This is a genomic window from Streptomyces sp. NBC_00859, assembly GCF_045161865.1.
In the GTDB taxonomy this organism is placed as follows: domain Bacteria; phylum Actinomycetota; class Actinomycetes; order Streptomycetales; family Streptomycetaceae; genus Streptomyces.
The window spans coordinates 5,011,394-5,030,000 of sequence record NZ_CP108826.1 but is presented as its reverse complement, the minus strand read 5'-3'; the positions used below and the strand labels follow the sequence as shown (position 1 = coordinate 5,030,000).

Here is an 18,607-nt window from a genome sequence, read left to right as displayed (position 1 = left end):
CAGGCTCTCGCCCTTCCACGCGAAGACCGGCACCCCGGCCGGGGCCTCCGCAGTGCCCTTGGGGCCGACAGCAATAGCCGCGGCCGCATGGTCCTGAGTGGAGAAGATGTTGCAGGACGCCCAGCGGACCTGCGCACCGAGAGCAACCAGAGTCTCGATCAGCACAGCCGTCTGCACGGTCATGTGCAGCGAACCGGTGACCCGGGCGCCGGCGAGCGGCTGCGCCGCGGCGTACTCCTTACGGATCGACATCAGACCGGGCATCTCATGCTCGGCCAGCGTGATCTCCTTACGCCCGAAAGCGGCCAGGGAAAGGTCCGCGACCTTGAAGTCCTGGGTGATGGCGTCAGTCGTCATACGAGCTGCTCCTCGGAAGGTTGGTCGAGGGTGTACGGGCTGGATGCTGCGGCGACGGGCGGAAAGGCACACGAATGCCCGAGCGCTCGCGGCGCAGTCCGTCGGAGGCCCTCTCTCCCTCGGCCGGTCCGCAGAGCGGACCGCCCGACCGCCATCAGCAGCGACGTCTGGCTCGTGCCGAATCTACACCGACCGGCCCGGCCGACCCCAGCCCGCCAGGCGGATCGGGCCGATTTCGGACCGGTCAGGAAAGGGGCAGCGGGGCGGGGCGGGGCACTGACGGCAGGTGTCCGCGTCAGTGGTCCGGTACCGGGGAAGGGCCGCCCGGGGTGGCCCTTGGGTCTTCGCCGGCTGCGGCTTCGGCCTCGCTGTAGATGTCCGGTTCCAGGTAGATCACCCGGACGATGGGGACGGCTTCGCGGATACGGACCTCCGCAGCGTTGATCGCACGGGCCACCTCCGCCGCCGTGTCGTCGTGCTGGACCGCGATCTTGGCAGCCACCAGCAGCTCCTCGGGGCCGAGGTGGAGCGTACGCATGTGGATCACGGACGTGACGGTGGTGTGGTCGACGATGGCTTCCTTGATCTTGTCGACCTCTTCGGTGCCCGCCGACTCGCCGAGCAGCAGCGACTTCGTCTCCGCGGCCAGGACGAGCGCGATAAGGATGAGCAGGGTGCCGATGCAGAGGGTGCCGATGCCGTCCCAGACGCCGTTGTCCGTGGCCACGGCCAGTCCGACGCCGCCGAGCGCGAGGACCAGGCCGATCAGCGCGCCGAAGTCCTCGAGGAGTACCACCGGAAGCTCGGGAGCCTTGGCCCGGCGGATGAACTGGGTCCAGGAGAGAACACCGCGCGTCTGGTTGGACTCCTTGATCGCCGTGCGGAAGGAGTAACCCTCCGCGATGAGCGCGAAGACCAGGACGCCGACCGGCCAGTACCAGTTGTCCAGGGAGTGCGGGTGCTTGACCTTCTCGTAGCCCTCGTAGACCGCGAACATTCCGCCGACCGAGAAGAGCACGATGGAGACGAGGAAGGCGTAGATGTACCGCTCACGGCCGTAGCCGAAGGGGTGTTGCGGGGTTGCCTCGCGCTGGGCCTTCTTGCCGCCGAGGAGCAGCAGCCCCTGGTTGCCCGAGTCGGCGAGTGAGTGGACGCTCTCCGCGAGCATCGACGACGAGCCGCTGAAGAGGAACGCCACGAACTTCGCTACCGCGATCGAGAGGTTGGCGCCGAGCGCCGCCACGATCGCCTTGGTTCCACCTGACGCACTCATGGGTGGACGTGTTCCCTTCGTCGGTGCCGCGGCATTGGTGCCGCTATTCGGCCGGACATTGTTGCATCAGGCCACAACGGTGGCGCGGAAGACCGTACCCGTACCGGTCAGGGTCACGCTCTCGCCGGCCGGAACGAAGACCGAATCCCCTGGTGCGAGGGCCAGTTCGCCCGCACGCGGGGCCCCGGCTGTGCAGAGCAGGATCTGCGGGGTGGTGGCGGGCAGCTGGAGGGGCCGGGCGTCCTCGGGGCGTGCGTAGCGCGAGAGCCGGAACTCGTCGATGGGGGTGTCGTACAGCTCCTCACCGTCCGGGTCCGCCTCCGGGCGCAGGATGCCCGGCTCGGTGGCCTCGAACCGGACGATACGGAGCAGTTCAGGGACGTCCACGTGCTTCGGGGTCAGACCGCAGCGGAGCACGTTGTCCGAGTTGGCCATGATTTCCACACCGAGGCCGTTGAGGTACGCGTGCGGGATGCCCGCGCCGAGGAACAGTGCCTCGCCGGGTTGAAGTTGGACGTAGTTGAGCAGCATCGCGGCGATGACGCCCGGGTCGCCGGGGTAGTGGTGGGCGATCGATGCGTACGGGGCGTGGGCGCCGCCGAGCCGTTCGGCCGCAGCGGCGGCCTCCGTGACTGTGGCCTTCATCTCGGCGGGGTCCGCGGACAGGACGGCCGTCAGGACCTCGCGCAGTGCCGCTTCCTCGGGGTGGGCGCGCAGGAGGTCGACGTACGGCTTGAGCGAGTCCACGTCCAGGGCGGCGAGCAGGTCGGCCGATTCGGCGGGGTCCCGGAATCCGCACAGGCCGTCGAAGGGCGTGAGCGCACAGATGAGTTCGGGCTTGTGGTTGGCGTCCTTGTAGTTGCGGTGCGGGGCGTCGATCGGTACGCCGCGGCGCTCCTCGTCCGCGTACCCCTCCTTCGCCTGGGCCAGGTCGGGGTGGACCTGGAGGGAGAGGGGGGCTCCGGCCGCGAGGAGCTTGAGCAGGAAGGGCAGTCGCGGGCCGAACTTCGCTACCGCCGGTGCGCCCAGTTCGGTCTCGGGGGCCGCGTCGATGACCGCGGACAGCGCCTGGTCGCCGGTACCGCGGTCGACGCGGGACGGGGCCCCGGGGTGTGCGCCCAGCCACATCTCGGCCTGTGGCCGGCCGGTGGGCTCGGCGCCGATGAGGGCCGGGATGGCGGTGGTCGAGCCCCAGGCGTAGGGGCGCACGGTGTTGGCGAGGCGGTCCATGAAGCTACTTTCCGGGCTGCTGGGGCGGCGGTTCGGGTCGGGGCGTCGGTGGTGGCGGCCGGTGCGGTGCGGGACGTGTGTGGTGGGGCGGTGTCTGGTGCTCGGGGTGGGCTCGGGCCGGGGTGCGGTTCTGGTTCAGGCCGTGACGAGGGCGACGTACGCAGCGGCGAAGTCGGTGACCGCCAGGAGTTCCGCGAGGCATTCCAGCTCGTTGCCCTCCCCTGGTTCGAGCTCGCTGACGGGGGTGTCCTGGCCGTTCGCGAGCTCGCGGGCCGCCGGGGCCGCGGTGAGTCCGCCCGCCGGGCGGTCGCGGAGGAGCACCAGTCGGGCGTGCAGCGCCTGCGCGTCGTCCACCCGGTCACGGAAGAAGTCGTCGGGGTCGGTGTCGCCCGCGAAGGGGCCGGCGAGCAGCGCGCCGTGCGAGGGCAGGGCCTCGGGCAGTTCGGCGGCGAGCGCGGGGCGGCCCGCCAGTTCGGCCAGTACGGCGGCGAACCGGCGACCGGCGGGGGCCGCGCCGGTGCCCTCGGTCCAGATGAGCGGGAGGGAGTCGGCGAGCTCCGATGCGAGGGTCTTGGCCGGGTTGCTGTAGGTGGCGACGGCGGGCCCGCAGCGTTCCGCCGTGGCGTCCAGCCGGTCCGCCACGCGTTGGACGGTCTCGGGCGGCGCGGTGGCCAGACCGGCCCGGTCGAGCAGGACGAGCAGCGGGGTGAGCAGGGCCCACAGGGTGCCGGGGCCGGCCTCGGTGGACGGCACCTCGGGCTCCTCCTCGTACGGCGCCTCGGCCATCGGCACGACCAGCCCGTGTGCCCCGTTGACCGCTTCGGTCAGCGGTGAGCGGCGCGGGGCGACACCGACGACGGTGCAGCCACGCCGGTAGGCCTGCTCCGCGAGGAGCGCGAGGCCCGGTTCCGAACCGTCGGCAGTGGCGATGAGCAGCAGGTCCACGGAGCCGGCCCAGCCGGGGAGGGTCCAGCGCAGGGCGCCCGCCGCGGGGGCCACCCCGGTGGGGCGCAGCCGGGTGACCGGGGCGGCGGCACCCGCCAGGGCGCTGAGCAGGTCGGCCACGCCGGTCGCCGCGGTGCCGGATCCGGCGAAGAGTACGGCGCGGGGCCGTCCTTCCGGTTTCAGGTCGGCGAGGCCGGCCTCGGCCGCGTACCGGGCGGCGGTGCGGACGCGGGCTCCGGCCTCGGCTGCGCCGCGGAGGAGTCCGCTGCGGTCGGCTCGGGCCAGGGCTTCCGGGGCGTCGAGCAACGACTCGTCGAGCATCGGGGTCTGCCTCCTCCGATTCGCCTTGCGTGTGCGGGTGCGGGCGTTGGGGTGCGACGGTTGCCGCACGGCGCCCGCCCCTGGGGCCGGACGGGACCTGAAAGGCGGTCCCTCAGGCGGGTCGGCGGGCCTCGTCGACGAGAAGGACCGGGATGCCGTCGCGGACGGGGTACGCGAGGCCGCAGTCCTTACCGGTACAGATCAGCTCCGGGTTCTCCTCCGCTGCCGACTGGTCGTTGAGCGGGGCGTGGCAGACCGGGCAGGCGAGGATCTCCAGGAGACCGGCTTCGAGCGGCATGGGGTGGTCCCTTCGAACATACGGTTTGGGCCAGGTCAGCGTACCGCCGGGGCGGGGCGGGTGCGGAGCATCGGGCGCTTCGGGTGGCGCGTGCGCGGCCTGCGCACGCCCCGTCAGCCGGTCCCGCGCACGAGGCGGAGGACTCCGTCGCGGACCTTCGTCATCGTGGCCTTGTCCCTTGCCTCCACGTTGAGCCGCAGCAGCGGTTCCGTGTTGGACGGGCGGAGGTTGAACCACCAGTCCGCCGACGTCACCGTCAGACCGTCCAGGCTGTCCGTGGTGATGCCGTCCAGGTGTTCGTAGGCCGCTCGTACCAGGGCCGTGCTGGCCGCCTGGTCGGTGACTGTGGAGTTGATCTCGCCCGAGCCGGTGTAGCGGTCGTACGGGGCTACGAGCTCCGAGAGCGTGCCCGGCTGGTTGCCCAGGGCGGCCAGGACGTGCAGCGCGGCGAGCATCCCGGTGTCGGCGTTCCAGAACTCGCTGAAGTAGTAGTGCGCCGAGTGTTCGCCGCCGAAAACGGCTCCGGTGGTGGCCATCTCCTGCTTGATGAAGGAGTGCCCCACCCGAGTACGGACCGGGGTGCCGCCGTTCTCCCGTACGACCTCGGGCACCGACCAGGAGGTGATCAGGTTGTGGATCACCGTGCCGCCGGGGTGTGCCGCCAGTTCGCGGGCGGCCACCAGGGCGGTGATGACGGACGGAGAGACGCCTTCGCCGCGCTCGTCGATGACGAAGCAGCGGTCCGCGTCACCGTCGAAGGCCAGGCCCAGGTCGGCGCCGGTCTCGCGGACCTTCGCCTGGAGGTCGACGAGGTTCGCCGGGTCGAGCGGGTTGGCCTCGTGGTTGGGGAACGTCCCGTCCAGCTCGAAGTAGAGGGGGACGACGTCGAGCGGGAGCGGGGCGAGCACGGTGGGGACCGTGTGGCCGCCCATGCCGTTTCCCGCGTCCACGACGACCTTCAGCGGGCGGATCGCCGAGAGGTCGACCAGGGAGAGGAGGTGGGCCGCGTACTCCTTCAACGTGTCACGCTCGGTGACGGTTCCCGGACGCGGCGCGGCTGCCGGGGCGCCCGTCGCCGACCAGGTCTCGACGAGCGTACGGATCTCCGCGAGGCCCGTGTCCTGCCCGACCGGTGCGGCTCCGGCCCGGCACATCTTGATGCCGTTGTACCGGGCCGGGTTGTGCGAGGCGGTGAACATCGCTCCGGGCAGGTCGAATTGCCCGGATGCGAAGTACAACTGGTCCGTGGAGCAGAGGCCGATGAGGGTGACGTCCGCGCCCCGTGCTGCCGCGCCCCGCGCGAAGGCCCCGGACAGGCCGGGCGACGACGGGCGCATGTCGTGGCCGACGACGATCGCCGACGCGTCGGTCACCTGCACGAAGGCGGCGCCGAACAGCTCGGCCAGCGACTCGTCCCACTGGTCGGGCACGACACCTCGCACGTCGTACGCCTTCACGACCTGTGACAAATCGACAGCACCAGCCACGTCGGTCCTCCTGTATATCCGCTCTGTCCGCTACGGGCCCATCAAACCACCTGGCGGTATCGGGATCCCTCGCACACGGCGGCGCCGGAAGGCGGCGCCGCTTCCCGCCGGGCCGTGCCGGCGGCGGCCGGCGCGGGAACAGGCCTCACGGCAGCATCCAGTCCAGCAGCGGTGTGCTCTGCGCCATGACGATCAGGCACATCACCAGGAGCAGCCCCAGACTCCACGGCAGCACCTTGCGCAGCAGGTCTCCCTCCTGTCCCTTCAGCCCCACTGCGGCGCAGGCGATCGTCAGGTTCTGCGGAGAGATCATCTTGCCGAGGACTCCGCCCGAGCTGTTGGCGGCCGCCAGCAGCTCGGGCGGGAGCCCCGACTCGTGGGCGGCGGAGACCTGCAGGGCGCCGAAGAGCGCGTTGGAGGAGGTGTCGGATCCGGAGACGGCGACTCCGAACCAGCCGAGCACGGGTGAGAGGAAGGCGAGTCCCGCGCCCGCCGCGGCGACGAAGTGGCCGATGGTGGCGGCCTGTCCGGAGAGGTTCATGACGTACGCGAGTGCCAGGACCGAGGTGACCGTGAGGATGGCGTACCGCAGTTCGTGCACGGTCGCCGCCCATTCGCGGAGCGCGTCCCCGGCCCGCACCCCGATGACCACCGCCGTCAGCACCCCCGCGAAGAGGACCAGTGTCCCGCCGGTCGAGATCAGGGGCAGCGAGAAGACGTTGCCGGAGACCGGTTTGCCGTCGGGGCCCGCGACATCGAGGAACGGCCAGTCGAGGAGCCTGGTCGCACCGTCGAACAGGCTCTTCACGGGCGGGATCTGCGCGACCGAGAAGATCACGACGATCAGCCCGTACGGAGCGTAGGCCCGCACCACCTCACGCCGCGGGTCCCGTTCGTCCAGGTCCTCGCTGCGTTCACCGGTGAGCACGGCGGCGCGCACCGGTTCCGCGACCGGGCTGCGGGCGCCCGGCACCGCCATCAGGGCCGCGGCTCCGACGAGCGCGGCCAGGATGTCGGCGAGCTGGACGGAGACGAAGTTCGACGCGGCGAACTGGGCGGCGGCGAAAGCGAATCCGCAGACGAGCGCCGGCGCCCAGGTCTCGCGGAGCCCGCGCCGGCCGTCCACGATCACGACGAGCAGCAGCGGTACTACGACGGCGAGCAGCGGGGTCTGCCGGCCGACGACCGAGGCGACCGTGTCCAGCGGCACCCCGCTGACCTGTGCGAGCGTCACCACGGGGGTACCCATGGCGCCGAAGGCGACGGGTGCGGTGTTGGCGACGAGCGCGACGACAGCCGCGCGTACCGGGTCGAAGCCGAGCGCCACCATCATCACCGCGCAGATCGCCACCGGGGCCCCGAATCCGGCGAGCGCTTCGAGCAGCGCACCGAAGCAGAAGCCGATGACGAGGGCCTGGATACGCGGGTCGTCGGAGAACCGGCCGAAGGAGCGCCGCAGGATGTCGAAGTGCCGGGTGCGGACCGTCATCCGGTACACCCAGAGGGCGTTGACGACGATCCACAGGATGGGGAAGACGCCGAAGAGCGCTCCCTGTGCGCCGGCGGAGAGTGTCTGGCCCAGCGGCATCCCGTAGGCGAGAAGGGCGACCAGGACCGCGACGGCCAGCCCGGCAGGACCGGCCCAGTGGGCTCTCATCCGTACGGCACCGAGCAGCACGAGGACGGTGAGCAGTGGCAGAGCGGCGACGAGGGCGGACAGAGCGAGCGAATCGGCTACGGGTTCCAGCTGCTGCACAAACACGGGGCCTCGATCCTCACGGGCGGAGGAAACGAATGCTCATGTTCATGGCAACCGGAAGTCAATGCTCCGGACAGGATGCGGGCGCCGGGATGCGGACGTCGGAATTCAGCAGTCCGGGCGATCCGGGGGCCGGGTGTTCGAGAGCCCGGCGTTCCCGGCCCGAGGTCCCGCGAGTGCGGGGGTGCAGGGGTGCGGGGTCAGGAGTCCGGAGAGCGCAGTACGCGGAGATGCCCCCGGCGCCCGGCCTCGGCCGGATTGGCCGAGCGTGCCCCGCTGGCCTCGGGGGCGCGCTCGTGCGGCCTGGCGGCTTCCCGTACGGCGTTGGCGAGCGCTTCGAGATCGTCACCGCTGGGCCCGGCGGGCGCAGAGCCGTCGGTGAGACGGACGACCTCCCAGCCGCGCGGGGCGGTCAGCCGCTGGCCGTGCTCGGCGCACAGGTCGTAGCAGTGGGGCTCAGCGTAAGTGGCGAGCGGACCGAGAACCGCGGTCGAGTCGGCGTAGACGTACGTCAGCGTCGCGACGGCGGGGCGGCCGCACGCAGTGCGAGAACAGCGACGTACAGGGCTCACGGTATGGGACCGTACCGCACTCTTGAGCGGGCCGCGACGACTCGCCCCGGCGTCACTCCGCCGTGTCGTGGCAGGAACCGGACCCGGCCCGGCCCGGCGGCAACTCGCTTGACCTGCACGGGTGCAGGCGAATACAGCGAGTGACGAAATGAATCCAGTCACCATGCGTCGATATCCAGTCAACCGACGTGAGATCACCGATCGGAAGCAGCCTGACCGCGGTCGGTGAACCTGCCCTGAACGCTCATTCGGCGACATGCGGGGTGTGCCGCGGCGGTCGTCCTCGCGGCGCCCCGCGGAGAGCTACCCTGCGTCAGTGATGGACAGCTCACTTCCGCCCGAGCCCGGCGAGCCCCGGCCACGCCGCCGCGACCGGCACGGCCGGGGCATGCGCGGCCCCGTGGCCCCACCGCAGGTTCCGCTCTCGACCAGCCGGTCGGACTCCTTCCGCGATCTCGTGGCGGACTCCGTCGAGCGTCTGGAACGGCGCTGGCCCCAACTCTCCGAAGTCGACTTCCTGGTACTCGACGTCCCCCGGGTCGACAGCGGCGACGGTGGCGACGAGTGGCCCGGCGAGACATCCGTGCCACTCGGCAGCTCGTCCTCCGCGGAGAAGGAACGGCCCGCGCGGATCGTCGTCTTCCGGCGCCCTGTCGAGATCCGCTCCAAGAACCGCGACGAGCGGGCGCTGCTGGTGCACGAGGTCGTGGTGGAACAGGTCGCCGAACTGCTCGGCCTGGCCCCGGAGTCGGTCGATCCGCGGTACGGACAGGACTGAGCCCGGCGGCAGATGGCCGTACCCGCTGCGCGGCATCCTCCGCCCGGCCCGGCACGGCGAGACCTCCCGCCGTGCCGTCCCGGTCAGTCGTCCAGGAGGGAGAGGTCCTGCCGGGCCCGCGGCACCGAGACCGTTCCGCGGTCGTCGGGGAGCGTCTGCACCGTGAACATCGGGACGCCGTCCTGCGGGAGTTCGAGCGCGCGCGACGCGTAGACCTGACCGCTTCCGGCCTCCGGCTCGACCGTCAACGCGTACGAGCCCTTGAGCCCGGACGGTGCGGCCGGCTTCACCGCGAGGGTCGTACCGCCCTTGACCGTGTACGTCTTGACGACCTGCTCGCCGCCTCCGCTGCCCGGCGACGAGGTGACCTTCACCTTGCCGGTGGCGCCCGGGGCGGTCAGTGACAGCACCGAGCCCTTCGAGCGGTTGTCGGCCACCGACGCCCGCTCGCCCACCTGCCCGGTCGCCGGGATGAAGGCGACCTCCTGCTTGCTGCCCTTGCCGCGCACGACGCGCAGGGCGGCCGCCACGGGGGTGGCCCGGCCGCCACCGGACTGGGAGAGCACCAGCGACCCCGCAGCGCCCTTGGTCACGTCACCCAGGTCGGCGGATGCCGTCATGCCCGCCTTGACGTGCAGCGTCTCGTGGCCGGCCGGGGTGATGGTGCCGTCAGCGCCGGCCAGCCGGACCTTCAGATCCACGTCGTCGGAACCGGGGGCGAACGCCACCAGCCGTACGGACGTGGCGTCCGCGGGGATTCCGGGGAGGACAAGACTGCGGGCCGGGGCCACCGAAGCGGGGATCCAGTCACTGCCGAGCTTGTCGTCCAGGGACTGCACCACGGCGCCGACCCGGCCGCTGCGGGTGCTGACATGGACGGTGAGGTTCTCGGCGGGATCGGGCGTCAGCGTCGAGAGCAGCACCGGAACCGTCGACCTGGCGGGGACCGTGATGCCCTCCCCCACCTCGGACTTGATGGCGCCGTCCTTGCCGTACAACTCGATGTCGGCGACGGCCGCGCTGTCATCGGGGTTGGTGAGGTGCACGTAGTCCTGCCGGGATGCCGCCGTGCTGGCGCCGGGAAACCAGAAGTCGGTGTCCGGAGCGGTGCAGTTGGTGCCGAGGACCCCGCGCGAGCCGCCGGCGTCCACCGTGGTGGTCTGCTGCGCGGTCCAGCCGGGGGCCAGGGGGCCGTCGGCCGAACCGATCAGGGCCGGCGAGTCGCCGCCGGACGCGTCGGCCGTGACGGGCTTGCCCGGCTGCTTGAGCTCGGCCACCGGCTTCCCCGAGTCCGGTGCGCCTCCCTTGGTCTTGCCGTCCTTGCTGTCCTTGCCGTCCTTGCCGTCCTTCTTCGCGTCCGTGCCGGGACCGGTGCCGGAGGGCAGCAGCCGCGCGCCACCGGCGGTGCCGCCGCCCTTCCCGGCCGGGGTGAAGGCGGTGTACCGCGTCTCGGCGATGTCGGACGTGCTGGGCGCCGGGCAGACCAGGCTGGAGCGCTCGACGGGCAGCCGGGCTGCGGCCTGCCGCGTGGTGGCGCCGTCCGACGACGGGGCGGCGACCACCGCGAAGCCCGTGACGGCCGCGAGGGCCGCGACGGCCGCCGCGAGGGTGATGGCGGTGCGGTTCACTGGTTGCTCCCGTCGGGGCGGTGCTCGTTCTCGTCGGGGTAGGGCGGCTGCTCCTGGTGCGGCTGCTGGACATAGCCGTACGGGTCGTACTGGCCCTCCAGCGGAGGCTGCTGCTGGTACGGGTCGTACTGCGGCTGCCCCTCGGGATACGCACCGGCCGAGCCGCCACCGGTCTGCTCGCCGTGGGCATGGTCGCCCTGGACCTGATCGCCCTGGACCGTGCCGTCGCCGTACTGCTCACTGCCGTACTGCGCGCCGCCGTACGGGCCGGGGGCGTAGGGGTCTCCCTGGTACTGCTCGCCGCCGTACTGCCCCGCCGGGTACTGGTGGTAGTCGCCCGTCGTGTATGCGCTCTGCTCCCACTCGCCGTAGCCGGCCTGGTGCGGCACCTGCGCGCCGTACTGCGGCGCGAAGGCGTCGTCGTCGGCGGCAGGGCCCCCGGGCTCCCCCGGAGGGGCACCGGCGGGCGCGTACGGACCCGGTTCGCCGGGTTCGCCGGCCGCCCCGTCATCCGCGGCGTCCGCGGCCTCCGGGCCGTCGGTGTCCCCCGCTGCCCCGGCCGCTTCGGCCTGGGCGGCGGCACGCAGTCTGCGGGCCCTGCGGCCCTCGCCCGCCACCGGCTCGGCGGGTACGGGGAGTTCCTCGTCGGGGAGGTCGTCGTCGATACGCTTGCGGCGGCCGGGGAGTGCGAGGACCAGCAGGACGACCGCGAGTGCCACCTGCGCCCAGATCCAGAGGGTGTGGGTGAAGGGCTCGCTGTAGCTGACATCCAGTTTCCCGCCCTGGGCGGGAAGCTGGAATCCCTGGGCCCAGCCGTCGACGGTCGTCCTGGTGAGCGAGCGTCCGTCCAGGGTGGCCTGCCAGCCCGGAGCTGTGGCGTCCGCGAGCCGCAGGACCCGGCCCGCCTTCCCGGCCTGCACCGTGGTGTGGATGCCGACCGGGCCCGCGGCGACGGACTGCGGCTCGGAACTCGCGTCCGGCGACGTACCGGAGACGATCGTGGCCCGAGCGACCTGCCGGTCGACGCGCCACAGCTCGCTGCCGTCCAGCTGGCTCAGCCGGCTCAGTCCGGGGGTGGCGTCGAGCACCCGGCTCATCGCGCGCGGGGCACCGTCCCTGACCAGCAGATAGCGGATGGCATACCCGCTGAGCTGGCTGGACTGGTCGGCGCCGGAGCCCGCGACCAGATTGGAAACGATCTTGTCGAGCCGGGGACTGCTGCCACCCGCGCGGGCCAGCTCCGCGTCACCGAGCCTGCCGCCCGAGCCGCGCACCAGTGTGTACGAGACCTCCGCGGGTGACGTCCCGCCGAGGATCAGGGTGCGGGCCTGGTCGCGGGTGCCGCTCTCCTCGGCGACGAACGCGGGAACCTGCACCGGGTCGCGCCGCTCCAGCGGCCCGTCCGCCCCGCTGATCATCCAGCTGAAGGCGGCGACCACCGGGGCGAGCAGCGCGGCGACGGCGATCAGTCCTGCGACCGGCTGCCGCCATCCGAAGCTCTGGGTGGCCACGCGCCCGCGTGCGCCCTCCGCGCCCAGCACAGCGGCCGCCAGCAGCGCCAGCCCGTAGACGAGCGTGGTGGGACCGGCCCAGCCCGACCTGTTGGCCAGAACCGAGAAGACAAGACCCAGCAGGGCCACCGCCCACGCGCCGCGGACAGCGAACTGCCGCTCCCCGCGCAGCAGGGCCGCCAGCGCTGCGAGCACCACGCCGATGAGCAGCACGCCGCCCGCGGTCTTGGGACCACCGGGGCTCATGCCGAGCAGGTCGAGTGCGGATGCCGAGCCCTTGCCGAACTCCATGCCCGCTTCGCGGAAGAAGCCCGAGGGTCCGGCGAGCAGCGAGAGCGACCAGGGCGCGAGCAGCAGCAGGGGCGTGCCGGCGACTGCGAGGAAGCGCAGCCCGTACGCGGTGATCTCGTCGCGGTGCAGCGCCAGGACCGCGATCCCGATGACCACGGCGAGCGGCCACACGACGGGCGTGAAGGCCATGGTGAGGGTGAGCAGGAACGCGTAGGCCCAGGTGGCCCGCCAGCTTCCGCGCTCCCCGCGCACTCCGGCGGCGGAGACGGCGCAACGGGCGATCAGTGGCAGCAGCACGGCGAGCACGGCCGTGCCGAGCCGCCCGGCGGCCAGGGCTCCGGTCGCGGCGGGCAGGAAGGCGTACGCGATGCTTCCCCAGGCCCGCAGCAGGCGTGATCCGGTGAGCGGGCGGGAGACGAAGTACGCGGTGAGACCGGCCAGCGGGACCGAGCAGACCAGCAGCAGGGTGAGCGCGAGTCCGGTGTGGCCGAGCAGGACGAAGGAGAACACGGCGAGGATGCCGAGATACGGCGGGGCGGTCTGGGTGCCGCCGGTGCCGAGGGGGTGCCACGCGTCGGCGTAGCGGTTCCACAGCTCCGATACGTGATCGGGCGCGGGGAGCAGGGCGCCGCCCGAGAGGGCGCCTCCGCCCAGCAGCGCCCGGCAGGCGACGAGCGACACCAGCAGGAGAACGGCGAACAGCACGGGGCCCGGCTTGCGGGCTATCCGCTTCAGCCGGGCGAACTGCTCGATCTCCAGGAAGTCGGCGTCGTCTCCGCCCGGACCGGATTCGACGGCGCCGTGCCGCGAACCGGCCTCTACGTCGGAGCTACCGCCGAAATGGCCGACCACCTGCTCGGCGGTGGCCTTGACGGTGGCCCCGGGAGGCGGGAAGAGGGGCCGCAGCTCGCCCGCCTCGACCTTGCCCTTTCCGCGGGCGCGCCGTGCGGCGAGGATCCGTTCGGGGCGCAGCAGGGTGCCGGCGAAGCCTGCCACCTCGTCGAGCGCCTGTCCCGGCGCCTTGCCGACGAGATAGGCGAAGACTCTCAGCAGCGTGCCGAGGACCAGTCGCAGCATGACGTACGGGAGCCCGCGGCCGCGGGTGTTGACGAGCAGCGCGTAGACGGCGCCCGCCTTGTCGACGCGGTGCGGGCTGGCGACGGAGCGGCCCACGCAGTCGATGGGCCTGCGTTCGCGGGCCGAGGCCTCCGCGTGCCGCAGCACGGCGTCGGGTGCGACGACGACCCCGTGGCCTGCGGCATGGGCCCGCCAGCACAGGTCGACGTCGTCGCGCATGAGCGGCAGTCTGCGGTCGAATCCGCCCAGTTCCTCCCAGACGTCACGTCTGATGAGCATTCCGGCGGTCGAGACGGACAGGACGGGCCGCACCTGGTCGTGCTGGCCCTGGTCCTGCTCGCGGCGGTCGAGGCCGGTCCAGCGCCGACCGCTGTTGGCGATCGACACGCCGACTTCGAGCAGTTGCTTGCGGTCGTACCAGCCGCGCAGCTTGGGTCCGACGATGACGGCGCTGGGGTCGTTGTCGACCACGCGCAGCAGCTCGGTGAGCGCGTCGGGGTCGGGGGCGCAGTCGTCGTGGAGCAGCCAGAGCCACTGCACCGGTTCACCGTGCGGCAGTTCTGGCATGTCGTAGGTCTCGTCGCGCCAGCTGCGGCTCACCGGGTCCCAGCCGCTGGGCCGCTTCAGGTACGGCAGCTCCTCGGGGGTGAGGACTCCGGCGGTGCGGGCCGCCTCGTCGACGGCGGTTCCGAATCCGGTGCGGCGTGCGAGGTGCAACACCCGCTCGGCGCCGAGCGCTTCGGTGACCAGGCTCGCGGACGCGTCGGCGCTGCCGGTGTCGGCCGCGACGGCGTTCTGCACGGGCCGTTCCTGCCCGAGCAGTCCGGCGAGCGCGTCGGGCAGCCAGCGGGCGCCGTCGTGGGTGACGAGCACGGCGGTGACGACATGACGCGGGAATTCGGGTGGGTGGGCGGGAGCGAACGCAGGCGTTGCGGCCTCGTAAGGGGCCGTCGATTGGCTGTGCACGGACATCGAGGTACGGGCCCCTCCGGCCGGAGTCCGGGTGGCGTGGCCCCCCGGAAGGCTGGTGTGCGGATGCGGTGGACGCACGCGCCCCCTGGGGGCGTTGGTGCATCGCGGACGGGGCCCCACACTAACGGCTGCCCGGGACAGCGGTCCGCCGCCCGTCGCGGGGCGACGGACGGCGGAGCGGATGACGCGTACGGACTTGTGCCGGTTCCGCGGCCGAGCGGCCGGTCAGGCCGCTGGACAGGGCCTAGATGGCGGCCTTTTTCAGCCGCCGGCGCTCGCGCTCCGACAGGCCGCCCCAGATCCCGAATCGCTCGTCGTTGGCGAGGGCGTACTCAAGACACTCGGAGCGGACCTCACAGGCCAGGCAGACCTTCTTGGCCTCCCGGGTGGAACCGCCCTTCTCGGGGAAGAAGGACTCGGGGTCGGTCTGGGCGCACAGCGCGCGCTCCTGCCAGCCGAATTCCTCATCCGCGTCCTCGACCAGCAGTTGCTGGAACAGCTCGGTCATGTGCGCCCCTTGTCCGTCTTTGCGTCCCCGTGTTGCAGTCGCTACCGATTTCGGCCGAACGACACGAGTGAAATTACAAGTGTGCGGATCCGAGGCAGTCAAGCCGAGATCTGCTATTGGGCCCCTTATTCACTCTGCGGAACCAAGGCTATGCGGAAAGTGTTCAAATCACTAAAAATCTGACACATGCCACTGGCCCATACCTGCGCCTTCCCGGTCCCGGCGGGACGACGCCTGCCTGAGGCGACGCCCTCCTGAACTGAGACTCCGCCGAGGCCGGTTTCGTTCGCTCCGCACGCCGAAGCGACCCAGATCACATTCCGGTCACGAGATCCCAGCGGCGTTTGCGGTGGGGCTTGCTGCGCCACATCTCCCTGCCAACGAGCGAACAAACCTTTCTCCCGGCGGAGTAACCGGATGAGGTGAAACAATGCGCCCAAATCGGGTATTGGGTTGACAGTCGACGCGAGAGCCGTTCTTCTAGTTCTCATGCCAGCGACCGCAGCGTTCTCCGTGACCCACGCCCGTGGGTTCCGCAGCGCTGCCCAGGCGTGCTGTTGCTGTTCCAGCTGTTGATGCCACCGAGCTCCAGCGTCTCTCCGCAGTCCTGACTGCACCCTTCCTGCGACACCCCAGCACTTCACTGCCGAGGAACCCCCGCACCATGAACAGCGACAGCGACCTCCAGATCGCAGGCGACATCCTCGCCGTCCAGCACCTGCTCCAGCCCGCTCGCGAGCACCCGGCCACGGTCGCCGAGTTCGCCGGCCTCGCGCGCTCAATCGCCGCCGACCGCGGCCGGTGGGCGCACCTCGTCGAGTACGACGCCGTCTCCCGCTGGTACCACCGGCTGCGCACCGTCCCCCAGGGCCCCGGCCCGGCTCGGGCAGGCGTGACCCCGCTCGGCTACGAGATCTGGCTGCTCAGCTGGGTGCCGGGCCAGGGCAGCGGACCGCATGACCACGGGCGCTCGTCCGGCGTCCTGACCGTCCTCGAAGGCACCCTGACCGAGCGGACCGAGCGCGGCGTGCGGACGCTGGAAGCAGGTGCTCAGCGCGTCTTCGCGCCCGGATACACGCACGAGGTCGTCAACGACTCGCTCGAACCGGCCGTCAGCCTGCATGTCTACTACCCGGGCCTGACCGAGATGCCGATGCACAGCCCGCAGTGCGCGGTCCCGGCCGCCCAGAACGCCGTACCCGCCTGACAGCCCCGCCCTCCCCAGCCCTCCCCCAGCTACCGCTGGCCGTTGCCCCCACCCGGCCACCGCCCGACCACCGCCCCTCAAGGATTCAGGCTCCGCCTGACAGACTGTCTGCATGCGCATTGTGGTTCTGGCCGGCGGTATCGGTGGTGCCCGATTCCTGCGCGGCCTCAAGCAGGCCGCGCCTGACGCGGACATCACAGTCATCGGCAACACCGGTGACGACATCCATCTGTTCGGGCTGAAGGTCTGCCCCGACCTCGACACGGTGATGTACACCCTCGGCGGTGGCATCAACGAGGAGCAGGGCTGGGGGCGTACCGACGAGTCCTTCACGGTGAAGGACGAGCTCGCCGCGTACGGCGTGGGCCCCGAGTGGTTCGGGCTCGGCGACCGCGACTTCGCCACCCACATCGTCCGTACGCAGATGCTCGGGGCGGGCTATCCGCTGAGCGCCGTCACCGAGGCCCTCTGCGAGCGGTGGAAGCCCGGTGTGCGGCTCATCCCGATGTCCGACGACCGCGTCGAGACCCATGTGGCCGTCGATGCCGACGGCGAGCGCAAGGCCATCCACTTCCAGGAGTACTGGGTGCGGCTGCGCGCGTCGGTCGATGCAGCGGCCGTCGTGCCGGTCGGGGCCGACCAGGCGAAGCCGGCTCCCGGCGTCCTCGACGCCATCGCGTCCGCCGACGTCATCATCTTCCCGCCGTCCAACCCGGTGGTCTCGGTCGGCACCATCCTCGCCGTGCCCGGCATCCGCGAGGCGATCGCCGACGCGGGCGTGCCGGTCGTCGGACTGTCGCCCATCGTCGGCGACGCCCCCGTGCGCGGGATGGCCGACAAGGTCCTCGCCGCCGTGGGCGTCGAGTCGACTGCCGCCGCGGTCGCCGAGCACTACGGTTCGGGCCTCCTCGACGGCTGGCTGGTCGACACCGTCGACGCCGCGTCCGTCGCGCGGGTCGAGGAGGCGGGTATCCGCTGCCGCGCCGTGCCGCTGATGATGACCGACCTGGACGCGACCGCGGCGATGGCCCGCGAGGCACTCACCCTGGCCGAAGAGGTACAGGCGTGACGTCCTACCGCGTCTGGGCCGTGCCCGGCCTGCCCGAGGTACGGCAGGGCGACGACCTGGGGAAGCTGATCGCGAGCGCCGCTCCCGAGCTGGTGGACGGTGATGTCGTCCTCGTGACGTCCAAGATCGTCTCCAAGGCCGAGGGCCGGCTCCAGCGGGCCGAGGACCGTGAGGCGGCCATCGACGCGGAGACGGTACGGGTGGTGGCGCGGCGCGGCACGCTCCGTATCGTCGAGAACCGGCAGGGCCTCGTGATGGCCGCCGCCGGCGTCGACGCGTCCAACACCCCTGCCGGGACTGTGCTGTTGCTTCCCGAGGACTCCGACAGCTCGGCCCGCGCGATCCGCGAAGGACTGCGGGACGCCCTGGGCGTGGAGGTGGGCGTGGTCGTCACGGACACCTTCGGGCGGCCGTGGCGCAACGGCCTCACCGATGTGGCCATCGGCGCCGCCGGGGTGCGCGTCCTCGACGACCTGCGCGGCGGCACGGACGCGCACGGCAACCCGCTGAGCGCCACGGTCGTCGCCACCGCCGACGAACTGGCCGCGGCGGGGGACCTGGTGAAGGGCAAGGCCGCCGGCCTGCCGGTCGCGGTGGTCCGTGGCCTGCCGCACGCCGTCACAGCGCCCCGTGCGGACGGCGGCTCCGACCCGGGCGCCCGCGCGATGGTGCGCGTCGCCGCCGACGACATGTTCCGGCTCGGCACGTCCGAGGCGGTACGCGAAGCGGTCACCCTGCGGCGCACCGTCCGCGACTTCACCGACGACCCGGTGGACCCGGGCGCGGTGCGCCGCGCGGTCGCGGCCGCCGTGACCGCGCCGGCCCCGCACCACACGACGCCGTGGCGTTTCGTCCTGCTCGAGTCGGCCACCGCGCGCACCCGGCTGCTGGACGCGATGCGGGAGGCGTGGATCGCGGATCTGCGGCGCGACGGCAAGTCGGAGGAGTCCATCGCCAAGCGGGTACGCCGCGGTGAAGTGCTGCGACGGGCACCGTACTTGGCGGTTCCGTGCATGGTGCTCGACGGCGCGCACACCTACGGGGATCTCCGGCGCGACGCTGCGGAGCGCGAGATGTTCACGGTCGCGACCGGTGCCGGTGTGCAGAACTTCCTGGTGGCGCTCGCGGGTGAGCGGCTGGGGTCGGCGTGGGTCTCGTCGACGATGTTCTGCCGGGACGTGGTGCGCGATGTGCTGGCGCTGCCCCCGGAGTGGGAGCCGATGGGGGCTGTGGCGATCGGCCATCCGGCCGCGCCCGCTGCGGAGCGGGCCGAGCGAGGGGTCGAGGGGTTCATCGCGGTGCGGTGAGGGTGCGGGCGGGGCCG

Annotated in this window: 15 protein-coding genes (1 of these 15 only partly in view); 4 read left to right on the top strand and 11 right to left on the bottom strand. The window is 72.0% G+C overall.

Annotation, left to right across the window (positions count from 1 at the left end; translation table 11 throughout):
- The 8 genes from ahcY to OG584_RS21970 form a co-directional block, all read right to left on the bottom strand.
- On the bottom strand, window positions 1-357 hold the 5' portion of the coding sequence (gene ahcY / locus OG584_RS22005; protein WP_405780279.1) for an adenosylhomocysteinase. It extends 1,101 nt beyond the left edge of the window; 357 of the gene's 1,458 nt are visible here — the first part of the coding sequence; the start codon lies at window positions 355-357; the stop codon falls past the left edge of the window.
- Between the two features lie 295 nt (window positions 358-652).
- The gene (locus OG584_RS22000) at window positions 653-1,630 is read right to left on the bottom strand and encodes a cation diffusion facilitator family transporter (RefSeq protein ID WP_405780277.1); all 978 of its coding nucleotides are present in this window, start codon (window positions 1,628-1,630) and stop codon (window positions 653-655) included.
- A gap of 66 nt (window positions 1,631-1,696) precedes the next feature.
- Entirely contained in the window at window positions 1,697-2,860 is a 1,164-nt protein-coding gene (gene manA / locus OG584_RS21995) for a mannose-6-phosphate isomerase, class I (RefSeq protein WP_405780276.1), read from the bottom strand.
- A 135-nt stretch (window positions 2,861-2,995) separates the two neighbouring features.
- The gene (locus tag OG584_RS21990; protein ID WP_405780275.1) at window positions 2,996-4,126 is read right to left on the bottom strand and encodes an SIS domain-containing protein; all 1,131 of its coding nucleotides are present in this window, start codon (window positions 4,124-4,126) and stop codon (window positions 2,996-2,998) included.
- A gap of 112 nt (window positions 4,127-4,238) precedes the next feature.
- The gene (locus OG584_RS21985) at window positions 4,239-4,424 is read right to left on the bottom strand and encodes a Trm112 family protein (protein WP_405780273.1); all 186 of its coding nucleotides are present in this window, start codon (window positions 4,422-4,424) and stop codon (window positions 4,239-4,241) included.
- Window positions 4,425-4,537: 113 nt separating this feature from the next.
- Entirely contained in the window at window positions 4,538-5,911 is a 1,374-nt protein-coding gene (locus OG584_RS21980) for a phosphomannomutase/phosphoglucomutase (RefSeq protein ID WP_405780271.1), read from the bottom strand.
- A gap of 145 nt (window positions 5,912-6,056) precedes the next feature.
- The gene (locus OG584_RS21975) at window positions 6,057-7,673 is read right to left on the bottom strand and encodes an L-lactate permease (RefSeq protein ID WP_405780269.1); all 1,617 of its coding nucleotides are present in this window, start codon (window positions 7,671-7,673) and stop codon (window positions 6,057-6,059) included.
- 197 nt (window positions 7,674-7,870) lie between these two features.
- Window positions 7,871-8,242, bottom strand: a complete 372-nt coding sequence (locus OG584_RS21970; RefSeq protein ID WP_405780267.1) for a DUF3499 domain-containing protein — start codon at window positions 8,240-8,242, stop codon at window positions 7,871-7,873.
- A gap of 319 nt (window positions 8,243-8,561) precedes the next feature.
- Here OG584_RS21970 and OG584_RS21965 point away from each other — a divergent pair, with 319 nt between their 5' ends.
- Window positions 8,562-9,020: a metallopeptidase family protein gene (locus OG584_RS21965; RefSeq protein WP_405780266.1), complete on the top strand. Its 459-nt coding sequence runs from the start codon at window positions 8,562-8,564 to the stop codon at window positions 9,018-9,020.
- 83 nt (window positions 9,021-9,103) lie between these two features.
- Here the strand turns inward: OG584_RS21965 and OG584_RS21960 are convergent, their stop codons facing one another.
- From OG584_RS21960 to OG584_RS21950, 3 genes are all read right to left on the bottom strand, one after another.
- The gene (locus OG584_RS21960) at window positions 9,104-10,648 is read right to left on the bottom strand and encodes a DUF5719 family protein (protein WP_405780264.1); all 1,545 of its coding nucleotides are present in this window, start codon (window positions 10,646-10,648) and stop codon (window positions 9,104-9,106) included.
- Window positions 10,645-14,499, bottom strand: coding sequence for a glycosyltransferase (locus OG584_RS21955; RefSeq protein WP_405780262.1), 3,855 nt, complete (start codon window positions 14,497-14,499; stop codon window positions 10,645-10,647). The genes OG584_RS21960 and OG584_RS21955 overlap by 4 nt, the downstream gene beginning before the upstream one ends.
- Window positions 14,500-14,743: 244 nt before the next feature.
- On the bottom strand, window positions 14,744-15,007 hold the full coding sequence (locus OG584_RS21950; protein WP_405780260.1) for a WhiB family transcriptional regulator: 264 nt from the start codon (window positions 15,005-15,007) through the stop codon (window positions 14,744-14,746).
- Window positions 15,008-15,671: 664 nt separating this feature from the next.
- Between OG584_RS21950 and OG584_RS21945 the strand changes: the two genes are divergently transcribed.
- From OG584_RS21945 to OG584_RS21935, 3 genes are all read left to right on the top strand, one after another.
- Window positions 15,672-16,214: a cysteine dioxygenase gene (locus tag OG584_RS21945; protein ID WP_405780259.1), complete on the top strand. Its 543-nt coding sequence runs from the start codon at window positions 15,672-15,674 to the stop codon at window positions 16,212-16,214.
- Window positions 16,215-16,326: 112 nt separating this feature from the next.
- Window positions 16,327-17,283: a 2-phospho-L-lactate transferase gene (gene cofD / locus OG584_RS21940; protein ID WP_405780257.1), complete on the top strand. Its 957-nt coding sequence runs from the start codon at window positions 16,327-16,329 to the stop codon at window positions 17,281-17,283.
- A complete protein-coding gene (locus tag OG584_RS21935; RefSeq protein WP_405780255.1) occupies window positions 17,280-18,590 on the top strand; it encodes a coenzyme F420-0:L-glutamate ligase in 1,311 nt (436 codons plus the stop codon). The genes cofD and OG584_RS21935 overlap by 4 nt, the downstream gene beginning before the upstream one ends.
- Window positions 18,591-18,607 lie beyond the last annotated feature (17 nt).